This window comes from Streptomyces tateyamensis (genome assembly GCF_003205575.1).
Classification (GTDB): Bacteria; Actinomycetota; Actinomycetes; order Streptomycetales; family Streptomycetaceae; genus Kitasatospora; species Kitasatospora tateyamensis.
The window spans coordinates 1-476 of record NZ_PYBW01000300.1; the positions used below are offsets into that span (position 1 = coordinate 1).

Consider the following 476-nt stretch of genomic DNA (forward strand, 5'->3'; position numbering starts at 1 on the left):
GCCCTGGGGCCCGGCGCCGGTCGCCCCGCGCCCCGAGGTGGCCGACCCGCGCACCGGTGCGCTGTCCGCGCAGAACGGCTCGGCCGACGGCCAGGCGGCCACCGCCAAGCTGGGCGCCCGGCGGCACCGCCGGGACCCGGCCCAGGAGGTGCGGCTGGCCGGTGCGCCGGTCGGCATAGGACCGGGCCCGCAGGCGCACACCGACCCCGGCCCGACCGGCGGGCCGACCCCGGCCGAGACCGACTGGGTGCGCCGGGCCTCGGCCGGCGGCTCGGCCCCGCTGCCGGTCCAGCAGGTGGAGCGGCAGCACTGGCGGCCCTGGCGGTTCCGGATGTCCAACGACGTCTGGGGCACCCCGCTGGTGGCCGACGGCACCCTGCTGGTCTCCAGCTTCGAGGTGCACGCGCTGGACATCGCCTCCGGCCGGCGCCGCTACAAGACCCGGGACGTGGCCTGGGCGGTCGCGGTGGACGCCG

1 pseudogene is annotated in these 476 nt (G+C 80.0%); it reads left to right on the forward strand.

Annotated features, from left to right (window positions below):
* Window positions 1–476, forward strand: a pseudogene (locus C7C46_RS37090) (PQQ-binding-like beta-propeller repeat protein); the annotation flags it as partial.